Genomic DNA, 20680 nt, shown 5'->3' with positions numbered 1-20680 from the left:
GGTGCGCGGCCCGCAGGGGATGACGACCGCGCGCCCGACGGCCGCGGGTCAGCCGCGGGTCAGGCTCAACCCGTAGGCGCTGAGGATCTCGTTGACGGGCTGGAAGTAGGTCGTGCCGCCGGAGGTGCAGTTGCCCGAACCGCCGGAGGTCACGCCCTGGGCCTGGCTGTAGTTCGAGCCCGCGACCCACGAGCCGCCCGAGTCACCGGGCTCCGCGCAGGCGTTGGTGCGGGTCAGGCCGGACACCGAGCCCTGCGCGTAGTTCACCGTCTGGTTCAGGGCCTGGACGGTGCCGCAGCGCCAGCCGGTGGTGGAGCCGGAGCGGCAGATCGCCGCGCCGACGGCCGCGGCCGAGGAGCCGGTCACGGTGACGTTGGTGCCGTTGTAGCGGTTGACCCACGGGCGGGAGGTCCAGTTGGTGTTCGTCCGCACCCAGGCGTAGTCGTTGCCCGGGAAGGACGAGCCCGCGAAGGTGCCCTGCGAGACGCGGTTGAAGCCGGTCGTCGTGTTGCCCGAGCGGCCGCAGTGGCCCGCGGTCACGAAGCCGCCGGAGACCGCGAAGCCGACCGAGCAGCGGCTGCTGCCGATGTAGTAGGCGTCGCCGCCGCGGGTGTCGTACAGCGGGGTCGGGGACTCGTCGACCTCGACCACCCGCACCGCCGGGCTGACCGACTTCGCGGTGGCCAGGAACGACTCGGCCGCCGCGTCGCGCTGGAACCGGTTGACCTCGACGACCACCGAGTTCGTCTGCGCGTCGACCCGCCAGCCGGTGACCGACTTCGGGGCCGACAGGGCGTCGATCGCCGACTTCGCGCCGGTCAGCTGGTCGTGGGAGAAGGCGACGGACCGGGTGTCGGCGCCGGCGGCACGGGCCGCGCCCGCCTTCGCCGGGTCGGCCACCGCGACCACCAGCTTGCCGGTCGCCGCGTTGATCCAGGAGCCCGCGTAGGCGCTGCCGACCGCGGACCGCGCGGCGGCCTCGACCTCACCCGCCCGCGTGTCACTCGCCAAACGGGCGGTGATCTGTTCGGCGTTCAGGCCGAGGTCGCGTTGCACCGCTTGGAGCAACTCGGCGGGGTAGCTCTCCGTGTCGGCCCGGCCGGCGCCCTGGGGCGCTGCCGTGTCCGCGACGGCCGGTACGCTGAGAGCTGTAGCCGTGCCGGCGGCCAGCAGGACGGCCGTGGCAAGGCGGACCGCACTCGTGCGGTTCATTAGGCGTCTCCCTCATCTTCGGGTGCAGGGAACCCGAGAGCCTGGTTGCAGGGACCGCTCTCGGGGGCTCTAGGGGGACGGGTGGTGGGGCGGCGGCAGGGGTCGCCCCACCCCATTACTCCTCGCCCGCGTCGTCGCCCGGGGCGACCGGACCTCCGCAGCGCCCGGTGAGGCGCACCCGCCGGACCGCTTTGACGCGTCCCGCATGGCACTCCCTCCCGATCGCTACCGACCAGTACTCGCCCGTTCGAGCGACGTTATGACCCTGTTACCTGTTACGGCTCAGGCCATCTGAGGGCGAAGTGTGTCACAGGACACGCCGATGTGACTGCGCTGTGTAGCGTTTGACAGTTAACTCTCACTCAAGGTAGTGAGACGATCACCGATTCGGGCGGTTTTGCCAGATGTAAGGGATTCGGCGAGGCAAGCCACGGACGTGTGAAACCTGTTGGCCCGGGCGGGTGACGCAGGAGGAGTTCCGGTGACGACCCGTGTAGTCGCCGCGCCACCGCAGGGGTGAGGATCGACGCATGGACCTCGTCACCATCTCCGACATCCGGGCCGCCGCCGACCGCATCCGGGGCGCCGCGGTGCGCACCCCCCTGCTGCGGTTCGACGACGGGCTGTGGCTCAAGCCGGAGAGCCTGCAGCCCGTCGGCGCGTTCAAGCTCCGCGGCGCCTACAACGCGCTCGCGCGGCTGCCCGAGGACGTGCGGGCGCGGGGCGTCGTCGCCTACTCCAGCGGCAACCACGCGCAGGCCGTCGCGTACGCGGCCAAGCTGTTCGGCGTGCCCGCGGCCATCGTCGTGCCGGACAACACGCCCCGCGTGAAGGTCGAGGCGACGCTGTCCCACGGCGCCGAGGTGGTGCAGGTGCCGATGGCCGAGCGCGAGTCGCGGGCCGCCGAGCTGGTCGCCGAGCGCGGCGCGACGCTGATCCCGCCGTTCGACCACCGCGACGTCATCGCGGGCCAGGGCACCGTCGGGCTGGAGGTCGTCGCCGACCTGCCCGACGTGGCCGCGGTGCTGGTGCCGGTCAGCGGCGGCGGGCTGATCTCCGGCGTCGCCGCGGCCGTGAAGGCGCTCAGCCCGTCGACCAGGGTGATCGGGGTTGAGCCGGAGCTGGCCGGCGACACGGCCGAGTCGCTGCGGGCGGGCGAGCTGGTCCGGTGGCCCGCCGAGCTGCGGGCCCGCACGATCGCCGACGGGCTGCGCGCCGAGCCGTCCGAGCTGACGTTCGCCCACCTGCGCGCCCACGTCGACGACGTCGTCACCGTCACGGAGGAGCAGATCGGCGAGGCCGTCGGCCTGCTCGCCCGGCGGGCGCGGCTCGTCGTGGAGCCCAGCGGCGCGGTCACGGTCGCCGCCCACCTGGCGCGGCCGGCCGAGCGGACCGTGGCCGTGCTGTCCGGGGGCAACGTGGACCCGGAGGTGTTCGCCCGCTACCTGTGACGCCTCACTCGGGCACCCGGGCCGGCGGGGCGTCCACGCCGCAGCTGTGGCACTCCGGCACCTCCGGGGTGGGCTTGAGCACGCCGTTGTCCGTGCCCAGGGCCAGCAGGCCGCCGACGGCCGCCGCGACCGCGCACACCAGCAGGGCCGTGCGCCAGCCCTCGGTGAGCGCGGTCGGGTCGGCGTACTGCGCGCCGGTCAGGCCCGCCACCGCGGGCAGCACGGCCACCGCGAGCAGGCTGCCGGTGCGGGCGACGGCGTTGTTCACGCCCGAGGCGACCCCCGCGTACCGGTCCGGTGCGGCGGCCAGCACGGTCGCCGTCACCGGCGCGACCACCGCGGCCAGGCCGAGGCCGAACACGAGCAGGCCGGGCAGCACACCCGTCCAGTAGTCGGCACCGGGCACGACGCGGCGCAGCAGCAGCATGCCGGCGCCGATCAGGATCGGTCCGGCGACCAGCTGGGCGCGGGGCCCGATGCGCTGGGCCAGGCTGCCCGAGCGCGCGGACAGGGCCAGCATGATGAGCGTGATGGGCAGGCTCGCCAGGCCCGCCGCGGTCGGCGGGTAGCGCAGGGACACCTGCAGCTGCAGGACCATCAGCACCATCACCCCGCCCAGGGCCGCGTAGACCAGGAACGTCAGGGCGTTGGCCAGCACGAACGTGCGGTCGGCGAACAGCCGCGGCGGGACGAGCGGGTCCCGGCCGCGCCGTTGCAGCACCACGAACGCCACCAGGCAGCCCACGCCGAGCACCGCCGCCGTCACCACGAGCGGGTCCGCGCCCCGGACCGGCGCCTCGACCAGCGCGCCCGTGACGCCGGCGAGGCCGAGCGCGCCGACTGCGGACTCGCCGACGTTCGGGTGGCCGGTGAGGGCCTCGTCGCGGGACTCGGGCACGTGCCGGCGGGCCAGCCACACGCAGGCCACCGCGACCGGCAGGTTGATCAGGAACGCGAGCCGCCACGACCACGCCTGCACCAGCAGCCCGCCCAGCAGCGGCCCGACCGCCGTGGCGACGCCGGACAGCCCCGACCACGCGCCGATCGCCCGGCCGCGGTCGGCGCGGGCGAACACCGACTGGAGGATGGCCAGCGAGCCGGGGGTGAGCAGCGCGCCGCCGACGCCCTGGAGCACGCGTGCGACGACCAGCAGCTCCGTGGTCGGCGCGAGCCCGCACAGCAGGGAGGCCGCGCCGAACCACAGCACTCCGAACGCGAAGACCCGGCGGCGGCCGTACCGGTCGCCCAGCGAGCCCGCGACCAGGATCAGCGAGGCCAGCGCCAGCAGGTAGCCGTCGAGGATCCACTGGAGCCCGGCGACGGACGCGCCCAGCTCCGCGCCGATGCGGGGCAGGGCGACGTTGACGATCGTGCTGTCGAGCATCGCCATGCCCGACCCGAGGATGGTCGTCGCCAGCACGGCCCTGGCCCGGCCCGTGCCCCACACCACTGTCTCCGCCACCGACCCATTCTGCGCCCGCACCGCCGGCCGGGTGGCCCGGCCGGGCTGGGAACGGTCCCAGCCGAAGGCGCCCGGCGGGTCGCCGGACGACTTCGCGGGTGCCGCGCCGCGCGGGCTAGTCGGCCGGCCGGTTCAGCGTCGCCACGAACTTGTAGCGGTCGCCCCGGTAGACCGAGCGGACCCACTCGACGGGGTTGCCCTCGGTGTCGAACGAGTGCCGCGACAGCAGCAGCATCGGCAGGCCGATGTCCGCGCCGAGCAGCTCCGCCTCCTCCGGCGAGGCCAGCGCCGTCTCGATCGTCTCCTCGGCGTGTCCCATCTCGACGCCGAACCGCTCCCGCAGCACCTGGTACAGCGACGCGCCCGGCGCGAGGTAGCGGCGCAGGCCGCGGAACCGGCCCAGGGCCAGGTGGGTCGTCTCGATCGCCATCGGCTCGCCGTCGGCCAGGCGCAGCCGGTGCAGGCGGAGGACCTTCGCGCCCGCCCGCACGCCCAGCAGCCTGGCCAGCTCGGCCTCGGCGGGCATCTCCGACGCCTCGATCAGCTTGGACGAGGGCTGCCTGCCCTGCGCTTTCATGTCCTCTGTGTACGACGACAGCTGGAGCCGTTGCGCCACCTTGGGTTCGGCGGCGAACGTGCCCTTGCCCTGCACGCGCAGCAACCGACCTTCCACGGTCAGTTCGGCAAGCGCTTGCCTGACCGTCGTGCGCGACACGTCGAACTCGGCCGCCAGCGACCGCTCCGTCGGGATGGGCGATCCTGGCGGCAGTGCCCGAAGGAGGTCGAGCAGGTGCCGTTTGAGTCCCCAGTACTTCGGCTCGCGCTGCGCGCGAGTTCTGGCGTCCACGCCAGTCGCAGGGCTCGTGTCGAGCATGCCTTCCTCCTGCCCCTTGCCAGCCGACCTTGCCAGCGCTCCCGGACACAGGATGCCTTGTCCGGGTCGGATCGTGCGCCCGAACCCCCGACAACGGCCGAGAAAATGATCCGATGACTTTGCAACGGTCCAGCAACAGCCTTGACATGCCCTGTGGCGAGGCACACTCTAGGCCGCATTGGTCTACACCACTTAAGCGTTCCGGTCGTGGGATCGGGGCATGGGGAAAGGGCGCACAACGTGAAGGGCTGGAGAGGACTGGCCGTAGGTGCCGCCGCACTCGCGGTGGCCGTGGCCGGATGTGGCACGAGCTCCGACAGCGGCAGCAGCAACTCCGGGGAACCCAAGACGCTGACGGTGTGGTTGATGGACGGCTCGGCGCCGACCACCCTGACCGACGCGCTGAACAAGGAGTTCCAGGACGCGCACCCCGGCGTCACCGTCAAGTACGAGGTCCAGAAGTGGAACGGCATCCAGGAGAAGCTGACCACCGCGCTGACCAGCAACAACCCGCCTGACGTCATCGAGCTGGGCAACACCCAGACGGCGAAGTTCGCGGCGGAGGAGACGCTGACCGACCTCAGCGGCGACGCCTCCGACCTCAACGGCGACCAGTGGCTCGGCGGTCTGAAGGACTCGCTGACCTGGGACGGCAAGCAGTACGGCCTGCCGTTCTACGCCGCGAACCGCACCGTCATCTACCGGACCGACCTGTTCCAGGCCGCCGGCGTGGCGAACCCGCCGAAGTCCCGTGACGAGTGGGTCTCGGCGATCGAGAAGCTGAAGGCCGCCAACGCCGCGGACCCCGACTTCCAGCCCCTCTACCTGCCGGGCCAGTCGTGGTACGTGCTGCTGTCGTTCATCTGGGACGAGGGCGGCGACGTCGCCAAGCCGCAGGGCTCGGCCTGGGCCGGCTCGGTGGACACCCCGCAGGCCAAGGCGGGTCTGGAGTTCTACAAGAAGCTGGTCGACACCTCGGGCACGAAGGCCCCGAAGGACGCCGACGAGGCCACCCCGCAGCAGATGGAGGTGTTCGCCACGGGCAAGGTCGGCATGATGATCGGCCTGCCGTGGGAGCTGGCGGGCGCGGTCAAGGCCAACGCCGACCTGAAGGACAAGACCGGCGCGTTCCCGATCCCGTCGAAGACCGCGGGCAAGACGGCCCCGGTGTTCCTGGGCGGGTCCAACCTGGCCATCCCGGCCGGCAGCAAGAACGCCGACCTGGCCAAGGAGTACCTGAAGCTGCTCAGCGGCAAGAAGTACCAGGACATGCTCGCCGAGGGCGGCGCCGTCCCGGGCACCTCGACCGACACCGCCAAGCTGGCCACCACCCCCATCGGCAAGGCGCTGGCCGAGTCGGCCCCCAACGGCAAGGTCACCCCGACCACGCCGTCGTGGGCGGCGGTCGAGGCGGGCCAGAACCCGCTGAAGGACATGCTGACCGCCTACCTGACCGGCGCGAAGCCGCTGGACCAGGCCACGGCCGACGCCAACTCCGCGCTGTCGAAGACCCTGGCCGGATGACGATCGCATGACGGCCGTGCACACGACCGACGCCGCGGTGCCGACGAACCCCTCGTCGGCACCGCGGCGTGCCGCACCGGACGGCGCGCCGCGCCGTCGGGCCAGCGCCTTCGACCGGGTGCTGCCCTACCTGCTGCTGGCCCCCGCCGTGGCGGCCATCCTCTGGCTGATCGGTTGGCCCGTCCTCTCCGTCCTGGTGACCAGCTTCCGCAAGCTGAACCTGCGCGAGCTGACCCGCGGCGAGGTCGTGTGGGCCGGTCTGGACAACTACACCGAGATCCTGGGCGACCCCGGGTTCTGGGTCATCGCGGTGCGCTCGGTGGTGTTCACCGGGCTCGTGGTGGCCGCGTCCGTCCTCGCGGGCCTGCTGATCGCGCTGCTCATGCGGCAGATCAGCCCCGTGGTGCGGATCCTGCTGCAGGTCGCGATGCTGCTGGCGTGGGCGATGCCGCTGCTGGCGGCCACCACGGTCTACCAGTGGATCTTCGACCAGCGGTACGGCATCCTCAACAAGACGCTGGTCAAGCTCGGTTTCGACTCGTTCGCCGGGTTCTCGTGGTTCGCGACGGGCACCTCGACGCTGGCCGTGGTCGGGCTGCTGATCGTCTGGCAGGCCGTGCCGTTCCTGGCGTTCTCGCTCTACGCGGGCGCCATCGGGATCCCGAAGGACCAGTACGAGGCGGCGGGCATCGACGGCGCGTCGGCGTGGCAGACGTTCCGGGCGGTGACGTGGCCGGAGCTGCGGCCGCTGCTGCTGATGGTGACGTTCCTGTCGCTGCTGTGGGACTTCAAGGTGTTCACGCAGGTCTGGGCCATGCGCAAGGGCGGCCCGGACGGCGGCAGCACCACCCTGCCCGTCTACCAGTACCTGGAGGGCATCTCCAAGAGCCACTTCGGCGTGGCCGCCGCGGTGTCCGTGGTGATGGTGGCGCTGCTGGCGCTGCTGACCTTCCAGTACCTGCGCAGGCTGGTCCGATCCCAGGAGGGCGAGCTGTGACCGCGAAGAGGGTCTCCGCCAACGTCGTGGCGCTGGTCGTGGCGCTGTTCTTCGCGTTCCCGACCTACTGGATGGTGTCCACGGCGCTCAAGCCGCGCAAGGACCTGCTGTCCAACGACTACGACCTGATCCCGTTGTCCCTGTCGGGCTCGAACTTCGCCACCGCGTGGGCCAAGCCCGGGTTCCTCGACGCGCTGGGCAACAGCCTGCTGGTGTCGCTGAGCGCGGTGCTGGCGGCCGTCGTGATCGGCCTGCTGGCGGCCCTCGCGCTGTCCCGGATGCGGTTCCGCGGCCGCAAGGGCTTCGCGTTGCTGCTGCTGATCGCGCAGATGGCCCCGTTCGAGGCGCTGCTGATCCCGATGTTCCTCATGATGCGCGACCTGGACCTGCTGGACCGGCTGCCGGCGCTGGCGCTGATCTACTTCGCGGTGACGCTGCCGTTCTGCGCGTGGACGCTGCGCGGGTTCGTCAACGGCATCCCGCTGGAGCTGGAGGAGGCGGCGATGGTCGACGGCTGCGGGAGGTGGGGCGCGTTCCGGCGGGTCACCCTGCCGCTGCTCGGGCCCGGCCTGGTGGCCACGTCCGTGTTCGCGTTCGTGACCGCGTGGAACGAGTTCCTGTTCGCGCTGTCGCTGGTCAAGGACCAGACCAAGGAGACCCTGCCGGTGTGGCTGTCGGGGTTCCAGACGCAGTTCGGCACCGACTGGGGCGGCACGATGGCCGCGTCGGCCCTGTTCACCCTGCCGGTGCTGGTGTTCTTCCTGATCGTGCAGCGCAAGATGGTCACCGGTGTCACCGCCGGTGCGGTGAAGGGGTAGGACCGCATGTCGTTGCACCGGCTCGCGTCGGGTGTGCTGCTGCCGGGGTTCCACGGGACCACCGCGCCGGACTGGCTGCTGGCCAGGGTGGCCGACGGGCTCGGCGGTGTGGTGCTGTTCGGGCGGAACGTGGTGGACGACGAGCAGGTCACGGCGTTGAACGCGCGGTTGCGGGGTGCGCGCGCCGACGTCGTGATCGGCATCGACGAGGAGGGCGGCGACGTCACGCGGCTCGACGCGGGCCGCGGGTCGGAGGTGCCCGGCAACCACGCGCTGGGCGCGGCGGACGACGTCGCGCTCACCCGGGCGGTGGCCGCGTCGATCGGGGCGCGGCTGGCGGCGACCGGGGTCAGCCTGGACCTCGCGCCGTCGGCGGACCTCGTGCTGACGCTGGACGACCCGGTGATCGGCGTGCGGTCGTTCGGGTCGGACCCGGCGGTCGCGGGCGCGCACGTGGCGGCGTTCGTCGAGGGCATGCAGGCGGTCGGGGTGGCGGCGTGCGCCAAGCACTTCCCCGGTCACGGCGCGTCCACGGTGGACTCGCACGCGGCGCTGCCGGTGCTGCCGCGCACGGTGGCCGAGCTGGCGGCGGTGGAGTTCGTGCCGTTCCGGGCGGCCGTGGCGGCGGGCGTGCGGTCGATCATGACCGGGCACCTCGTCGTGCCGGAGTGGGGCGAGCAGCCGGCGACGCTGAACCCGCAGGCCGTGCGCGTGCTGCGGGAGGAGCTGGGGTTCACCGGGGCGGTCATCACCGACGGGCTGGACATGAAGGCCGTCGGCGGCGACCTCGCGGAGGGCTCCGTGCGGGCGCTGGCGGCCGGCGTGGACGCGCTGTGCCTGGGCGGGGAGCCGTTGGACGACGACGGGCTGCGGTGGCTGGTGGACAGCATCGTGGCGGCCGTCGAGTCGGGCGCGCTGCCGGTCGAGCGGCTGGAGGAGGCGGCGCGGCGGACGGCCGCGCTGGGCACGCCCCCCGGTCCGGTGGACGCGCACGACCCGGCGTTGGGGCTGATCGCGGCGCGGCGGGCGCTGGAGGTGCGGGGCGAGCTGGCGCTGTCCGGGCCGCCGGTGGTCGTGGACCTGGCGGTGGAGCCGTCGATCGCGGTCGGCGACGTGCCGTGGGGCCTCGGGCCGTACCTGGTGGAGCTGGTGCCGGGCACCGAGGTGGTCGCGGCGACGTCGGCCGGGGAGATCGCGGCGCTGGCCGCGGGGCGCCCGGTGGTCGTGGTGACGCGTGAGGCACACCGCCACGCGTGGGCTCGCGAGCTGGTGTCGTCACTCGCTAGTATTGGTCTAGACCTTGTGCACGTCGAGACGGGCGTGCCGGGTCCCGACCTGGGCGCTGTCGCCCGCGTGGACACCCACGGCGGCGCCCGGGTGTGCCTGCGGGCCGCGGCCGAGCGGATCGCCGCCGCCCTCTAGCACCCGAACCGACAGGGGAACAGCGATGACCGACCACCAGCCCGGCAGGCACATGGCGGCCGAGATCGACCAGCAGCCGGGCATCTTCGCCGACCTGCACGCCCGGCGGGACGCCATCGCGTCGGTCGCCTCCGTGATCGCCGAACGCCGGCCGCGGTTCGTGCTGCTGGCGGCGCGGGGGTCCAGCGACCACGCGGCGCTGTACGCCAAGTACCTCACCGAGGTGCTGCTGGAGCTGCCCGCCGGGCTGGTGTCCCCGTCCACGACCACGCTGTACGGGGCCCGGCCGGACCTGCGGGACGTGCTGCTGGTCGCCGTGTCGCAGTCGGGCGGGTCGCCGGACCTGCTGGAGGTGACCGAGTCGGCGCGCGCCCGCGGCGCGTTGACCGTGGCGGTGACCAACACGGCCTCCTCGCCGTTGAACGGCGCGGCCGAGCTGTCGGTGGACGTCGGCGCGGGCGTGGAGCAGGCCGTGGCGGCGACGAAGACGTACTCGGCCACGCTGCTGGCGCTGTACCTGCTGGTGGACGCCATCCGGGGCGGGGACGGGTCGGCCGCGGCGCGGTTGGGCGACCTGGCCCGGTCGACGCTGGACGCGTCGGCGGACGCGGTGGCCGAGGCGGTGCAGCGGTACCGGTTCGTGGACCGGGTGCTGACCACCGGGCGCGGCTTCTCGCTGCCCACGGCGCTGGAGTCGGCGCTGAAGCTGGCCGAGACGTCCTACCTGGCGGCGCGGGCGTACAGCGGGGCGGACCTGCTGCACGGGCCCGTGGCGGCCGTGGACGCCGAGACGGCCGTGCTGGCGGTGACCAGCGCCGGCAAGGGCGGTGAGGCGCTGCACGACGTGCTGGACGCCGTGCACGGGCGCGGTGCGGACGTGCTGGCGGTCGGTTCGGCGTCGGACAAGGTCTCCGCCGCGCTGCGCGTGCCGGTCGCCGAGACCGCCGAGGAGGTCGCGCCGATCCTGGAGATCCTGCCGGTGCAGCGCCTGGCCCACGGCCTGGCCCTGGCCCGCGGCGGCGACCCGGACAACCCGCGCGGCCTGAACAAGGTCACCCGCACCCGCTGACCCACCCCCGGCGCGAGCCCATCCCCCAGTTCGCGTGAGTCGTCCCCTCAGGTCTCGTGAGTCGTACGCTCAGGTCCCGAGAGTCCTACGTTCGGGACCCGAGAGTCCTACGTCCAGGACCCCCGAATTCAACGCTCAGAACGCGAGAGGCCCGAGGAATCGCTCCTCGGGCCTCTCGCGTCATCGGGTCACTGGCCCGCCGCGGCCACCCCGACCGGGGCGTTCTCCAGCACCGCCTCGCGGTCGAACGCCACCTCGCCGTCCACCCAGACCTTGCGCGGACGCAGGTCGTCGTCCCACCAGACGAGATCGGCCACCGCGCCGGGCTCCAGCCGGCCCAACGTCGGCTCGCCGATCACGTCCGCCGGCACGATGGTCGCCGCCGCCAGCGCGGCCGCCGGGTCCACCCCCACCGACACGATGTTGCGCACGGCCCGGTCCAGCGTCAGCGCGCTGCCCGCGATCGTGCCCTCCGGCGAACGCGGCACGCCGTCCTCGGCCAGCACCACGTCCGCGCCGCCGAGCTGGTAGCGGCCCGGCGGCATGCCGGCGGCGGCCACGGCGTCCGTGACCAGCGCGACCCGGTGGCCGGCGGCGTTGAAGACCAGTCGGCAGACGTCCGGGCCGACGTGCGCCAGGTCCGCGATCAGGCCCAGCGTGAACCGGTCGTCCACCAGCGCCACGCCCGGCACGCCCGGCTCGCGGTGGCCCAGCGGCCGCTGCGCGTTGAACAGGTGCGTCACCATGCGCGCCCCCGCCTCCGCCGCCGCACGGGTCTGCTCGCCCGTCGCGTCGCTGTGGCCCACCGCGACCAGCACGCCCGCCGCCGCGAGCCGCCGCACGGCGTCCATGCCACCGGGCTGCTCGGGCGCCAGCGTCACCATGCGCAACGCGCGGCGCAGCACCTCGTCGCCCAGCAGCACGTCCAGCTCGGCCTGCCCGGGCGGCACCATGAACGCCGGGTCGTGCACCCCCGCGCGCTTCGGCGACAGGAACGGCCCCTCCAGGTGCACGCCGAGCGGCTTGGCGCCCGCGTGCGGCGGCAGGGTGGCCGCGGCCTCCAGCACGGCGTGCGCCTGGCGGACGGCGACCGGCACCGGCGCGGTGATCAGGGTGGGCAGGAACCGGGTCACCCCCGTTCGTGGGAGCGCTCTCGCGACTGCGGCCATGCCCTGGGGGTCGACCTCGGCGAAATCGACGCCGACCGCACCGTTGACCTGCACGTCCACCAGGCCCGGGGTGAGCAGGCCGTCCGCCATCACCTCGGCACCCTCGGGCGGTGAGCCCGTGATCACCTCGACGATCCGGCCCGCGCTGATCCTCAGGCTGACAGGACCGGTGATGGTCCGACCGAGCAGTGCTCGCGGAGCTGCGACAACCGTGTCCAAGGTCCCTCCTCAAATGGTCCAGACCATTATGGCCGGAATTTGTGGACGACGTCACGTTTGGTTATAAGATAACCGAATGGAGTAACGAGAGGTGAATGTTTCGCCGCACGGTGTGGGCCGTCCGCGCGGCGCTTCGCCGTGGCCCATACTTGGCGCCAGACATCCGAGGTCTAGCTGACGAGTCGAGGGCCGCCGTGGCAGTTACCGACGACGCGATCCTGCGCGTCAAGGAGATGATCGTCTCGGGCGAGCTCAAGCCGGGCGACCGACTGCCGCGCGAGGCGGACCTGGCCGAGCGGCTGGGGCTGTCGCGGAACTCGCTGCGCGAGGCGGTCAAGGCGTTGTCGCTGGTCAGGGTGCTGGACGTGCGGCAGGGCGACGGGACCTACGTGTCCAGCCTGCGTGCCGACGACCTGCTCGGCGCGCTGTCGTTCGTGCTGGACCTGCACCGCGGCGAGGACTCCGTGCTGGAGGTGCTCCAGGTGCGCCGCATCCTGGAACCGGCCGCGGCGGCGATGGCGGCCCAGCGCGTCGGGCCGGACGAGGTCGCGGCGCTGCGGGCGCTGTGCGACGCCGCCGAGTCCGCCGGGTCGGTGGAGGAGCTGGTCGAGCACGACCTGGAGTTCCACCGGGCCATCGCCCAGGGCTCCGGCAACGCCTACCTGGCCCGGCTGCTGGACACGCTCGCCGGCCCGACCGTGCGGGTGCGGATCTGGCGGGGCATCACGCAGGCCGGGGCGGTGGACCGGACCGTGGCCGAGCACCGGGCCATCGTCGACGCGCTGGCCGCCCGCCAGCCCGAGCTGGCCCGCTCCTGGTCCACGGTGCACGTGGCCGGCGTCGAGCAGTGGCTGTCCGACCTGGCGTGACGCCGGCGGCCGTGCGCCGGGCGTTGAACTCGGGGGTCCCGAACGTAGGACTCACGCGACCTGAACGTAGGACTCTCGGGCTCTGAACGTAGGACTCACGAGACGCGAGGGGACGACACACGGGGCGCGAACGTGGGACTCACGGGAGGGCGGGCCAGAGGTGGTCGGGGACGGGGGTGGCGAAGGCGGCGGCGTTGGCGCGCATCTCGGCGGCCGAGCGCACGCCCAGCAGCACCGACACCACGGCCGGGTGGCGCGTCGGGAACCGCACGGCCGCCTGCGGCAGGGTCACGCCGTGCCGCTCGCACACCGAGGCGATCCGCCGGGCCCGCTCCACCAGCTCCGGCGGCGCGGCCCGGTAGTCGTAGGTGCCGCCCACCTCCGGCCGGGCCAGCAGGCCGGAGTTGAACACCCCCGCCGCCACCACGGCCACCCCTCGTTCGGCGCACAGGTCGAGCAGCTCCTCCCCGGACCGGTCCAGCAGCGTGTAGCGACCGGCGAGCAGCACCACGTCCAGGTCCGCCTCGCGCACGAACCGCGCCGGCATCTCCCACTGGTTCATGCCGACCCCGACCGCGCCGACCACGCCCTCCGACCGCAGCGCGAGCAGCGCGGGCACGGCCTGCGACACGGCCTGCTCCCAGTGCTCGTCGGGGTCGTGCACGTACACCACGTCCACCCGGTCGAGGCCGAGCCGGTCCAGGGAGGACTCCAACGACCGCCGCACGCCGTCCGCGCTGAAGTCCCAGCGCCGCCGGGCGGCGGCGGGCACCGCGAACCCGTTCGCCAGGTCGTCCCCGTCGCCGGGCGCGGGCTTCAGCACCCGGCCCACCTTCGTGGACACCACGAACTCGTCGCGCGGCCGGCCCGCGAGGAACGCGCCCACCCGCCGCTCGGACAGCCCCAGGCCGTAGTGCGGCGCGGTGTCGAAGTACCGCACGCCGACGTCCCACGCGGCCTCCAGCGCGCCGAGGGCGTCCACATCGGACACCTCGGCGAACAGGTTGCCGATCGGCCCGCCGCCGAACCCCAAGGGGGACAGGGGGATCACTCCTGCGCCTTCCCCGTGGCGAACCTGGTCACCACCAGCGCCACGATGATCACCGCGCCGTACGACGCGTTGATGTAGAACCCGCTGACGCTGAGCAGCCGCAGGATGTTCTCCACCAGCCCGAGCAGCAGCACGCCGAACAGCGCGCCCACCAGCGTGCCCCGCCCGCCCTGGAGCGAGATGCCGCCGATCACCGCCGCCGCGAACACCTTGAAGATCATCCCGTCGCCCTGCGTCACGGCGACCGTGCCCAGCCGCCCGGTCATCAGGATGCCCGCCACGGCCGCCAGCACACCACCGATGACGAGCACCACCCACACGACCCGGTCGACCCGGATGCCCGCCGCACGCGCGGCCTCCTTGTTGCCGCCCACGGCGTACAGCGCGCGCCCCTGCCGCAGGTAGCCCAACGCCCAGATGCCGGCCGCGAAGAGCAGCGCGCACACCCACACCGCCGCCGGCAGCCCCAGCCACGTCGCCGCGCCCAGGTACAGGAACGACTCCGGCACGTCGAACAGCGTCTGCCCCTTGGTCAGCGCCTCCTGCAGGCCCCGCAGCAGGGTCAGCATCCCGAGCGTCACCATGAACCCGGACAGGCCCAGCCGCAGGACCAGCAACCCGTTGACCGCGCCGACCAGCGCGCCCACCAGCAGGCACACCGGGATCGCCGTCCACGCGCCCAGCTCCACGCCGAGGCCGTTGGACCCCGCCGGGATGACCAGGGCGATCGCCAGCGCGGGCGCGATGCCGATGGTCGACTCCAGCGACAGGTCCATCTTCCCGGCGATCAGGATCAACGCCTCCCCGAGCACCAGCAGCGACAGCTCGCTCTGCTGCTGGAGCACGGCGACGAGGTTGTCCGCGGTGAGGAAGATCGGGCTGACGGCCGCGCCCACGGCCAGCAGCACGACGATCGCGGGCACCAGGGCCAGGTGCTGGTAGCGGCCCAACAGGGATCGGCCCAACAGGGATCGGCCGGCCAAGGATCGACCCGACGGGGATCGGTCGAGGGGAGCGCGGCCCTCCGGTGACCGCCGTGACGCGAGCCGCCCGGTCATCGGCCCATCCCCTCCACGGCGGCGATCAGCTCCCGGTCCGACCAGCCGCGCCCGAACTCGCCCACCACGCGGCCGTGGAACAGCACCAGCACCCGGTCGCACACCCGCAGGTCGTCCAGCTCGTCGGACACGACGACCGCCGCCGTGCCCGCCCGCGCCCGCGCGTCCACCACGCCGAGCAGCGACTCCTTCGACTTCACGTCCACCCCGGCGGTCGGGTTGAGCAGCACCAGCACGGCCGGGTCGGCGGCCAGCGCCCGCGCCATCACGACCTTCTGCTGGTTGCCCCCGGACAGGTCGGACACCGGCCGCGCCGGGTCGTCGGCCTTGATGTCGTAGGCGGCGATCGCGGCCCGCCCGGCCTCGCGCAACGCCCCGCGCCGCACGACCCGGTCCAGCACGCCCAGCCGCGCGTTCTCCGCGATGCCCAGGTCCGGCACCAACCCCTGCCGGTGCCGGTCCCGCGGCACGCACCCGATCCCGGCGCGCAGCGCGCTCGGCACGTCCCGCACCGGCACGCCCCGCACCGACACCGAACCGCCCGACGCGCGCCGCAGCCCGTACACGGTCTCCGCGAACTGGTGCTTGCCGCTGGACGCGCTGCCCGCCAACCCGACGACCTCGCCGGCCCGCACGGTCAGCGACACGGCGGAGAACGCCTCGCCGGACAGCTCCCGCACCGCCAGCACCTCCTCCCCCACCGGCCCGCGCCCCGACGCGCCCGGCACGGCCAACCCGCCCGGGTCGCCCGTCATCGCCTCGATCAGCCGGGGTTTCGGCAGGTCGGCGACCGGCGCGGTCACGACGTGCCGCGCGTCCCGGTACACCGTCACGGTCTGGCACACCTCGTAGACCTCCTGGAGGTGGTGGGAGATGAACAGGAACGCCACCCCGCCGTCGCGCAGGGACCGCATCCGCTCGAACAGCCGCTCGATCGCGGGCCCGTCGAGCTGCGCGGTCGGCTCGTCCAGCACGATCAGCCGCGCGCCGGCCGACAGCGCCCGCGCGATCTCGACGAGCTGCCGCTGCTCCACGGTCAGGTCGGCCACCAGGGCGTCCGGCGGCACGGCCACGTCGTACTGCTCCAGCAGCTCCGCGGCCCGCCGGCGCAGCCGCGACCAGCGCACGAGCGCCCCCTGCCGGTTGAGGAACAGGTTCTCCGCGACCGTCAGGTCCGGCACCACCGAGGACCGCTGGTAGACGCACGACACGCGGGCCCGCCACGCCGCCCGGTCGGCCACCGGCGGCGCGGGCTCGCCGAAGAACCGCACCTCGCCCGCGTCCGGCGCCCGCATCCCCGTCAGCACCGACACCAGCGTCGACTTGCCCGCGCCGTTGCGGCCCACCAGCGCGTGCACCTCGCCCTCGCGCACCCGGATGCCCACGTCGTCCAACGCCACCGTGCGCCCGAACCGCTGCGTGACGCCCGTCGCCTCGACCGCGAACATCACGACCCGGCCCGGTTGCCCCAGAAGGCGTCGTCGTCCACGTTCTCCCGGGTGATCAGCGGGGCGGGCAGCTGGTCCTCCAGCTGTCCCCCGCCGACGTCGACGATCTCGCTGCCGTGGTCGGTCCTGCCCGGTCCGAAGACCTTCCCCTCGACCGCGGCCTTGGCGTAGAACAGGGCCCACTCCGCGTACAGGTCGGCGGGCTGCGAGACGGTCGCGTCGATCTCGCCCTTGCGGATCGCCTCCAGCTCCTGGGGGATGCCGTCGTTGGACACGACCACCACGTGCTTCGGGTCCTCCGGCGGCACCAGCAGGCCGCGCTGGCGCAGGACCTGGAGCGTCGGCGCGAGGAACACGCCGCCGGCCTGCATGTAGATGCCGTTGACGTCGGGGTGCTGGGCCAGGCGGGTCTGCAGCGCGGCCGACGCCTTCGTGCCCTCCCAGTCGGTGGGCTCCTCGAACACCGTGATGCCCGGGTAGTCGCGGCGCATGCAGGCGGCGAACGCCTCGGACCGGTCCCGGCCGTTCACCGACGACAGCGAGCCCTGGAACTCGACCACCTTGCCCTTGCCGCCCAGCGCGTCGCCGAGGAACCCGCACGCCTTCTCGCCGTAGGCCTTGTTGTCCGCGCGCACCACCATGTACGCGCCGCCGCGGTCGGGCCGCGTGTCCACGGTGACCACCGGGATCCTCGCCTTGCCCAACCGGTCCATGGTGGACGCGATGGCGCCGGTGTCCTGCGGCGCCATGACGATCGCCTTCGCGCCCTGGCTCTGCAGCGACTGGACGTTCGCCACCAGGTTCTCGACCTTGTTCTGGGAGTTGGTGGGCGGCATGAGGGAGACGCCCAGCGACCGCGCCTTCTCCGGGACGTACTTGATGTAGGAGTTCCAGAAGTCGGAGTCGGCGCGCGGGTGGTCGACGCCGATCGGGCCGACGCCGGCGGACGGCCCGGTCGTGCCCGCGGAGCCGCAGGCGGTGGCAAGCGCGAGGCACACCGCGACGGTGGGGATGCTGCGACGCTTCATGGTCCCTCGTTCCTGGTCACTGGGGTTTCGGGCGCAACCGCAGCCCGTGCATGCCGCCGTCGACCGCGAGGACGGTCCCGGTGGTGGAGGCGGAGAGCGGACCGGCCAGGTAGGCGATGGCGCCCGCGACCTCGTCCGCCGACACCAGCCGCCCGTGCGGCTGCCTGGCCTCCAGCGCGGCCCGCTCGGCGGCCGGGTCCGGCGCCGAGTCGAGCAGGCGGCCCACCCACGGGGTGTCCGCCGTGCCGGGCGCGACCGCGTTCACGCGGATGCCCTCCCGCACGTAGTCCGCGGCCATGGCCAGCGTCAACGCGTGCACCGCGCCCTTGCTCGCCGAGTACAGCGCGCGCTGCGGCAGCCCGGCCCAGGCCGCGATCGAGCCGGTGTTGACGATCGCCGCGGCGGGCGACCGGCGCAGGTGCGGCAGCGCGGCGCGGGCGACGCGGGCCATGCCGACCACGTTCACGTCCAGCACCCGCAGCCACTCCTCGTCGGGGTTCGCGGTCACGTCGCCCTGCGCGCCGACGCCCGCGTTGTTCACCACCACGTCGAGCCGCCCGAACCGCCCGACCACCTCGTCCACCGCGGCGCGCACCGAGGTGTCGTCGGAGACGTCCGCCCGGATGCCGTGCAGCGGCGGCTCGACCCGGGGGTCCAGGTCCAGCGCCACCGCCGTCGCGCCGCGCGCGGCCAGCAGCCGCGCGGTCGCCAGGCCGATGCCCGACGCGCCGCCGGTCACCACCGCGACCAGCCCCTCGAACTCGCTCACCCGTCCTCCACCCCGGTCCACGCGGGACCGTCCGGGAACCGGTACTCGGTCAACGACTCCTCGCGCAGCCGGGCCGAGAAGCCGGGCTCGGCGGGCGCGAGGTACCGGCCGCCGCGGACCACCGCGGGGTCGGTGAAGTGCTCGTGCAGGTGGTCGACCCACTCGATGACGCGCCCCTCGGCGGTGCCGGACACGGCCACCAGGTCGGCCATCGCCAGGTGCCGGACCAGCTCGCACAGGCCGACGCCGCCCGCGTGCGGGCACACCGGCACGCCGAACTTCGCCGCGAGCAGCAGGATCGCCACGTTCTCGTTCACCCCGCCGACCCGGCACGCGTCCAGCTGCACCACGTCCACGGCCCGTGCCTGCAACAGCTGCTTGAACACCACCCGGTTCTGCACGTGCTCACCGGTGGCGACCCTGATCGGGCCCACCGCCCTGGCGATCGCGCCGTGCGCCAGCACGTCGTCCGGCGACGTGGGCTCCTCGACCCAGTACGGGTCGAACGGCGCCAGCTCGCGCACCCACGCGATGGCCGTGTCGACGTCCCACCGCTGGTTGGCGTCCACGGCGATGCGCACGTCCGGGCCGACGACCTCGCGGGCCAGCCCCAGCCGCCGCACGTCGTCGCCCAGGTCGCCGCCGACCTTCAGCTTGATCATGTCGAAGCCGTCGGCCACCGCCCGCCTGGCCAGGTCGGCCAGCTTCTCGTCGGAGTAGCCCAGCCAGCCCGGTGAGGTCGTGTAGGCGGGGTAGCCGTCCCGGACCAGGGCGGCGGCGCGCTCGGCCCGCCCCGGCTCGGTGCGCCGCAGGATCTCCAGCGCCTCGTCCGGCGTGAGCGCGTCGGACAGGTACCGGAAGTCGACCAGGCCGACGATCTCCTCCGGGGTCATGCCCGACAGGAACCGCCACAGCGGCAGCCCCGCGCGCCGCGACGCCAGGTCCCAGGCCGCGTTGACGACCGCGCCGAGCGCCATGTGCGCCACGCCCTTCTCCGGGCCCAGCCACCGCAGCTGCGAGTCGCCGACCAGGTCCGCGGACAGCGCGGCCAGGTCGGTGGCCGTCTCCGGCACGGCGCGGCCGACCACGTGGTGGGCCAACGACCGGATCGCGGCGGCCTGCACGTCGTTGCCCCGGCCGATGGTGAACGCCAGCCCGTAGCCGTGCGGGCCGGCCGACGTGCGCAGCACGACGTAGGCCGCGGAGTAGTCGGGGTCGGGGTTCATCGCGTCCGAGCCGTCCAGCTCGCGCGAGGTCGGGAACCGCACGTCGAGCACGTCCAGCGCGACGATCCGGTCCCTCCCGGCGGCCATCACGCCTGCCCGAGCGTCTGCCGCTGCCTGCCCAGCCCGTCGATCTCCAGCTCCACCACGTCGCCCGCCCGCAGGTACGGCTTCGGCTCGGGTTGGCCGAGCGCGACGCCCGCCGGCGTGCCGGTGTTGATCACGTCCCCCGGTCGGAGGACGAGGAACCGGCTCAGGTAGCGGACCAGCTCGGCCACCGGGAAGATCATGTTCTTGGTCGAGGAGTCCTGCCGCGGCACCCCGTTGACCCACAGCCGCATGCCCAGCGCCTGCGGGTCGCCGACCTCGTCCGCAGGCACGAGGAAGGGTCCGAGCGGGTTGAACGTCTCGCAGTTCTTGCCCTTGTCCCACTGCCCGCCGCGCTCGAGCTGGAACTCGCGCTCGCTGACGTCGTGGGACAGCGCGTACCCGGCGACGCAGGTCAGCGCCTCCTCGGCGGAGCCCAGGTACCGGGCCGTGCGGCCGATGACCACGGCCAGCTCGACCTCCCAGTCGGTCTTGACCGAGTCGCGCGGCACCAGCACCTCGTCGTCGGGCCCGACGATGGTGTCGGCCGCCTTGAGGAACACGACCGGCTCGGTGGGCGCCGGCTGCCCGGTCTCCTCGGCGTGGTCGCGGTAGTTGAGGCCGATGCAGACGATCTTGCCCACGCCCGCGACCGGCGGTCCGACGCGCGTCCCCTCCACCACGATCGGGTGGAGTTCCCCGGCGGCGAGCGCCGCGCGGGTGCGGGCGATGCCGTCGGCGGCCAGGAACGCACCGGTCACGTCGTCGGTCACCGGGGTCAGGTCGTACGTCACGCCGTCGTCGGCGCGGACGGCGGGCCGTTCGGCACCCGACGGTCCCAGGCGCAGCAGCTGCACGGCAGGTCCTCCTCCACAACCGGTCGATAGATCGGATGTATAGCCGTCTTCGACCACTCCGTCTAGAGGTAGT

18 protein-coding genes are annotated in these 20680 nt (G+C 73.4%); 7 read left to right on the top strand and 11 right to left on the bottom strand.

The window, feature by feature from the left end:
• Positions 1–48: 48 nt before the first annotated feature.
• On the bottom strand, positions 49–1212 hold the full coding sequence (locus ACIGNX_RS24205; RefSeq protein WP_396542969.1) for a S1 family peptidase: 1164 nt from the start codon (positions 1210–1212) through the stop codon (positions 49–51).
• 530 nt (positions 1213–1742) lie between these two features.
• On the opposite strand from ACIGNX_RS24205, the gene ACIGNX_RS24200 reads away from it, so the two are divergent.
• Positions 1743–2663, top strand: coding sequence for a threonine/serine dehydratase (locus ACIGNX_RS24200; protein ID WP_396542968.1), 921 nt, complete (start codon positions 1743–1745; stop codon positions 2661–2663).
• Positions 2664–2667: 4 nt separating this feature from the next.
• On the opposite strand, the gene ACIGNX_RS24195 is transcribed toward ACIGNX_RS24200, so the two are convergent.
• The gene (locus ACIGNX_RS24195) at positions 2668–4125 is read right to left on the bottom strand and encodes an MFS transporter (RefSeq protein ID WP_396542967.1); all 1458 of its coding nucleotides are present in this window, start codon (positions 4123–4125) and stop codon (positions 2668–2670) included.
• Between the two features lie 115 nt (positions 4126–4240).
• Positions 4241–4999: a GntR family transcriptional regulator gene (locus tag ACIGNX_RS24190; RefSeq protein WP_396542966.1), complete on the bottom strand. Its 759-nt coding sequence runs from the start codon at positions 4997–4999 to the stop codon at positions 4241–4243.
• Positions 5000–5239: 240 nt separating this feature from the next.
• On the opposite strand from ACIGNX_RS24190, the gene ACIGNX_RS24185 reads away from it, so the two are divergent.
• From ACIGNX_RS24185 to ACIGNX_RS24165, 5 genes are read left to right on the top strand one after another with little or no spacing between them, the layout of a single operon-like run.
• Positions 5240–6523 (top strand): sugar ABC transporter substrate-binding protein, encoded by a 1284-nt coding sequence (locus ACIGNX_RS24185; protein WP_396542965.1) that lies wholly within the window; start codon positions 5240–5242, stop codon positions 6521–6523.
• A gap of 7 nt (positions 6524–6530) precedes the next feature.
• Positions 6531–7520 (top strand): carbohydrate ABC transporter permease, encoded by a 990-nt coding sequence (locus ACIGNX_RS24180; protein WP_396542964.1) that lies wholly within the window; start codon positions 6531–6533, stop codon positions 7518–7520.
• Positions 7517–8338, top strand: coding sequence for a carbohydrate ABC transporter permease (locus ACIGNX_RS24175; RefSeq protein WP_396542963.1), 822 nt, complete (start codon positions 7517–7519; stop codon positions 8336–8338). The genes ACIGNX_RS24180 and ACIGNX_RS24175 overlap by 4 nt, the downstream gene beginning before the upstream one ends.
• A gap of 6 nt (positions 8339–8344) precedes the next feature.
• Positions 8345–9760, top strand: a complete 1416-nt coding sequence (locus ACIGNX_RS24170) for a glycoside hydrolase family 3 protein (RefSeq protein WP_396542962.1) — start codon at positions 8345–8347, stop codon at positions 9758–9760.
• A 25-nt stretch (positions 9761–9785) separates the two neighbouring features.
• Positions 9786–10829 carry an SIS domain-containing protein gene (locus tag ACIGNX_RS24165; protein ID WP_396542961.1) on the top strand — a complete coding sequence of 348 codons (1044 nt, stop codon included), beginning with the start codon at positions 9786–9788 and terminating at the stop codon, positions 10827–10829.
• 188 nt (positions 10830–11017) lie between these two features.
• On the opposite strand, the gene nagA is transcribed toward ACIGNX_RS24165, so the two are convergent.
• On the bottom strand, positions 11018–12217 hold the full coding sequence (nagA, locus tag ACIGNX_RS24160) for an N-acetylglucosamine-6-phosphate deacetylase (RefSeq protein ID WP_396542960.1): 1200 nt from the start codon (positions 12215–12217) through the stop codon (positions 11018–11020).
• A 194-nt stretch (positions 12218–12411) separates the two neighbouring features.
• Between nagA and ACIGNX_RS24155 the strand changes: the two genes are divergently transcribed.
• A complete protein-coding gene (locus ACIGNX_RS24155; protein ID WP_396542959.1) occupies positions 12412–13086 on the top strand; it encodes a FadR/GntR family transcriptional regulator in 675 nt (224 codons plus the stop codon).
• Between the two features lie 139 nt (positions 13087–13225).
• Here the strand turns inward: ACIGNX_RS24155 and ACIGNX_RS24150 are convergent, their stop codons facing one another.
• The 7 genes from ACIGNX_RS24150 to ACIGNX_RS24120 all read right to left on the bottom strand — a co-directional run bounded on the left by ACIGNX_RS24150 (position 13226) and on the right by ACIGNX_RS24120 (position 20607).
• Positions 13226–14137, bottom strand: a complete 912-nt coding sequence (locus ACIGNX_RS24150) for an aldo/keto reductase (protein ID WP_396542958.1) — start codon at positions 14135–14137, stop codon at positions 13226–13228.
• The gene (locus ACIGNX_RS24145) at positions 14134–15102 is read right to left on the bottom strand and encodes an ABC transporter permease (RefSeq protein WP_396542957.1); all 969 of its coding nucleotides are present in this window, start codon (positions 15100–15102) and stop codon (positions 14134–14136) included. Before ACIGNX_RS24145 ends, ACIGNX_RS24150 begins: the two co-directional genes overlap by 4 nt.
• A gap of 89 nt (positions 15103–15191) precedes the next feature.
• Positions 15192–16643 (bottom strand): sugar ABC transporter ATP-binding protein, encoded by a 1452-nt coding sequence (locus ACIGNX_RS24140; protein ID WP_396542956.1) that lies wholly within the window; start codon positions 16641–16643, stop codon positions 15192–15194.
• Positions 16643–17671, bottom strand: a complete 1029-nt coding sequence (locus ACIGNX_RS24135) for a sugar ABC transporter substrate-binding protein (protein WP_396542955.1) — start codon at positions 17669–17671, stop codon at positions 16643–16645. Before ACIGNX_RS24135 ends, ACIGNX_RS24140 begins: the two co-directional genes overlap by 1 nt.
• A gap of 16 nt (positions 17672–17687) precedes the next feature.
• Entirely contained in the window at positions 17688–18440 is a 753-nt protein-coding gene (locus ACIGNX_RS24130) for an SDR family NAD(P)-dependent oxidoreductase (protein ID WP_396542954.1), read from the bottom strand.
• Positions 18437–19753 (bottom strand): enolase C-terminal domain-like protein, encoded by a 1317-nt coding sequence (locus ACIGNX_RS24125; protein WP_396542953.1) that lies wholly within the window; start codon positions 19751–19753, stop codon positions 18437–18439. Before ACIGNX_RS24125 ends, ACIGNX_RS24130 begins: the two co-directional genes overlap by 4 nt.
• Positions 19753–20607 carry a fumarylacetoacetate hydrolase family protein gene (locus ACIGNX_RS24120; RefSeq protein WP_396542952.1) on the bottom strand — a complete coding sequence of 285 codons (855 nt, stop codon included), beginning with the start codon at positions 20605–20607 and terminating at the stop codon, positions 19753–19755. Before ACIGNX_RS24120 ends, ACIGNX_RS24125 begins: the two co-directional genes overlap by 1 nt.
• Positions 20608–20680 lie beyond the last annotated feature (73 nt).

The sequence above is a fragment of the Actinosynnema sp. NPDC053489 genome, assembly GCF_044544865.1.
Lineage (GTDB): Bacteria > Actinomycetota > Actinomycetes > Mycobacteriales > Pseudonocardiaceae > Actinosynnema.
The sequence above is the reverse complement of the archived record's forward strand: the minus strand, read 5'-3'. Positions and strand labels throughout refer to the sequence as shown.